This window comes from Corynebacterium sp. (assembly GCF_012837295.1).
In the GTDB taxonomy this organism is placed as follows: domain Bacteria; phylum Actinomycetota; class Actinomycetes; order Mycobacteriales; family Mycobacteriaceae; genus Corynebacterium.
Map to the genome: position 1 here is coordinate 1 of NZ_DURI01000196.1, position 2,208 is coordinate 2,208.

Genomic DNA, 2,208 nt, shown 5'->3' on the forward strand with positions numbered 1-2,208 from the left:
GCCCGGCCGGGTCATCGCGTGCGTCCCGGCGGTCGGCGGAGCGGGCGCGTCGACCGCGGCGGCGGTGCTGGCCATGTCGGCTGCGCGGGACGCGGAGACGGTGCTCGTCGACTCCGACGAGTTCTCCGGCGGGGCGGATCTGCTCCTCGGCGCCGAAGCCGAACCGGGCGTTCGCTGGCCGGACGTGCGAGCCGAAGCCGGGGCGCTCGACGCCGACGCGCTGTTCGGCGCGGTGCCCAGGGCCCGCATTCGGGGAGTGCTCGCCCGCGGCGGAGCGGGGTTCCGCCACGATGACAGCGGCCCGGGCATCCTCACCGGGCCCAGATCCAGGGCGGACGACGGTTGGTCGATCACCCCGCGGGCGGTATCCGCCGTCGTCGACGCGATCGTCGGGGCGGGCGGCACGGCCGTGGTGGATTTGCCGGGCAGCGGAGCCATCGCCGACGCCATCGCACCGCGCGCCGATGCGCTGGCCGTCATCGTCCCTGCCACCGTGCGGGGGTTGGCCGCCGCCGCACGCCGGGCCGCGGCGATGCGGGGCCTGGGCGGCGATCCGGTGGCCGTCGTCCGGTGGCCCGCCCCGGGCGGGGTGACCCTCGACGACGTCCGCTTCGCGACGGGACTCGACGTCGTCGCGGAGCTGCCCCACATCCGATCGGTGCCGAGGGAAATCGAGGTCGAGGGCCTTGGGCGAAGCGTCGTCAAGCTCATGCGGGCCCTGACGCCCGTGCTGGACCTCGCCGAGGGCGGCGACCCCGTGCGGAGGCGGCGGTGACGGGCGCGATGATCGACTCGGGTTTGTTGGACCGGGTTCGGCGGCGGCTGGTGGAGTCCTCGGCGGGCATCGGCGCCGACGAGATCGCGCGAGCGGTGCGGGAGGAGACCGGTGGCGTCGTCGGCGACGCGCAGCTGCTGGCGCTGCTGCGGACGCTGCGCGGGGAGCTGGTCGGGGCCGGGCCGCTCGACCGGCTGCTGCGGATACCCGGTGTGACGGATGTGCTGGTCACCGCGCCCGACGAGGTGTGGATCGACCGAGGCACGGGTCCGGAGCAGACGGACACGACCTTCCGCGACGACGCCGAGGTGCGGCGCCTGGCCGTCCGGTTGGCGTCGGCGTGCGGGCGGCGGCTGGATGACGCGCAGCCCTTCGTCGACGGTCATTTGCCGGGTGGCGCGGGCGATGCCGGGGTGCGCGTCCACGCGATGCTGTCGCCGCCGGCCGATCGCGCGACGCTGATCAGCCTGCGCGTGCTGCGCCGGGCGGCCATGGGCCTCGACGATCTTGCGGCGTCCGGGTCGGTGCAGGGGCCGGCGGTGGACATGGTGCGGCGGGTCATCGCTTCACGACGCGCCTTCGTCGTCGTCGGAGGAACCGGCACCGGCAAGACGACGCTGCTGTCTGCGCTGCTCGGCGAGGTGCCGGAGCGCGAACGGATCCTGTGCGTCGAGGACACCCCGGAGCTGCACCCGGAGCATCCGCACGTGGTGAAGCTGGTGGCGCGGCCGCCGAACATCGAGGGCGCCGGCGAGATCACGCAGCGGGATCTGCTGCGCCAGGCGCTGCGCATGCGGCCGGACCGGATCGTCGTCGGCGAGATCCGCGGGGCGGAGGTCGTCGACCTGCTCGCCGCACTCAACACCGGCCACGACGGCGGGGCCGGCACCGTCCACGCCAACACCGCCGATGACGTGCCCGCGCGTTTCGAGGCTTTGGGCGCGCTCGGCGGGCTCGGGCATTCCGCGCTGCATGCGCAGCTGGCCCCGGCGCTGCGGGTGGTGCTCGCCGTCGAGCGGGTCGCGGGGACGCGGCGATTGGCGCAGATCGGGGTGCTCGACGGGAATCCGGTGCGGGTGCGCACGGCCTGGCATCACCGCGATGGCGCCGGCGAGGCGATGGGGCTCTTCCGGAGTCTCACCGGCGATGCCGGCGCGGGCGAAGGGGCGGCGCCATGACCATGCTGACCATGACCGCGGCCCCGCTGCTGCTGGCGGCGGCGCTGTGGGGCTGGCCGTCGCCGTCCCCGCGGGACCGGGTGCCCGAGCTCGGCGCCGGGGCGGGCGGTGGCGGGGAGGGAGGCGTCGCAAAGCTGCCCGGATGGGCGTGGTTTGTGGCCGCCGCCCCCTTGCTGCTGGCCGGCCCGCACGTGGCGTTGGCGGCGGTGATGGTGGCGCGGACCGCGATGTCGCTGGTGGGGCAGTCGCGGCGGC

The 2,208-nt window shown here is 75.6% G+C and carries 1 protein-coding gene and 2 pseudogenes; all 3 read left to right on the forward strand.

Features of this window, described 5'->3' with window-relative positions:
* Positions 1–775, forward strand: a pseudogene (locus tag GX015_RS06575) (hypothetical protein); the annotation flags it as partial.
* 8 nt (positions 776–783) lie between these two features.
* Complete coding sequence (locus GX015_RS06580; protein WP_291343753.1) at positions 784–1,953, forward strand: TadA family conjugal transfer-associated ATPase; 1,170 nt, start codon at positions 784–786, stop codon at positions 1,951–1,953.
* Positions 1,950–2,208 (forward strand): annotated as a pseudogene (locus tag GX015_RS06585) (hypothetical protein); the annotation flags it as partial. The gene GX015_RS06580 and the pseudogene GX015_RS06585, both read left to right, overlap by 4 nt.

Excerpts from the sequence above, each read along its gene's own strand:
- GX015_RS06580 (WP_291343753.1), top strand. The coding sequence starts at position 784 with ATGATCGACTCGGGTTTGTTGGACCGGGTTCGGCGGCGGCTGGTGGAG.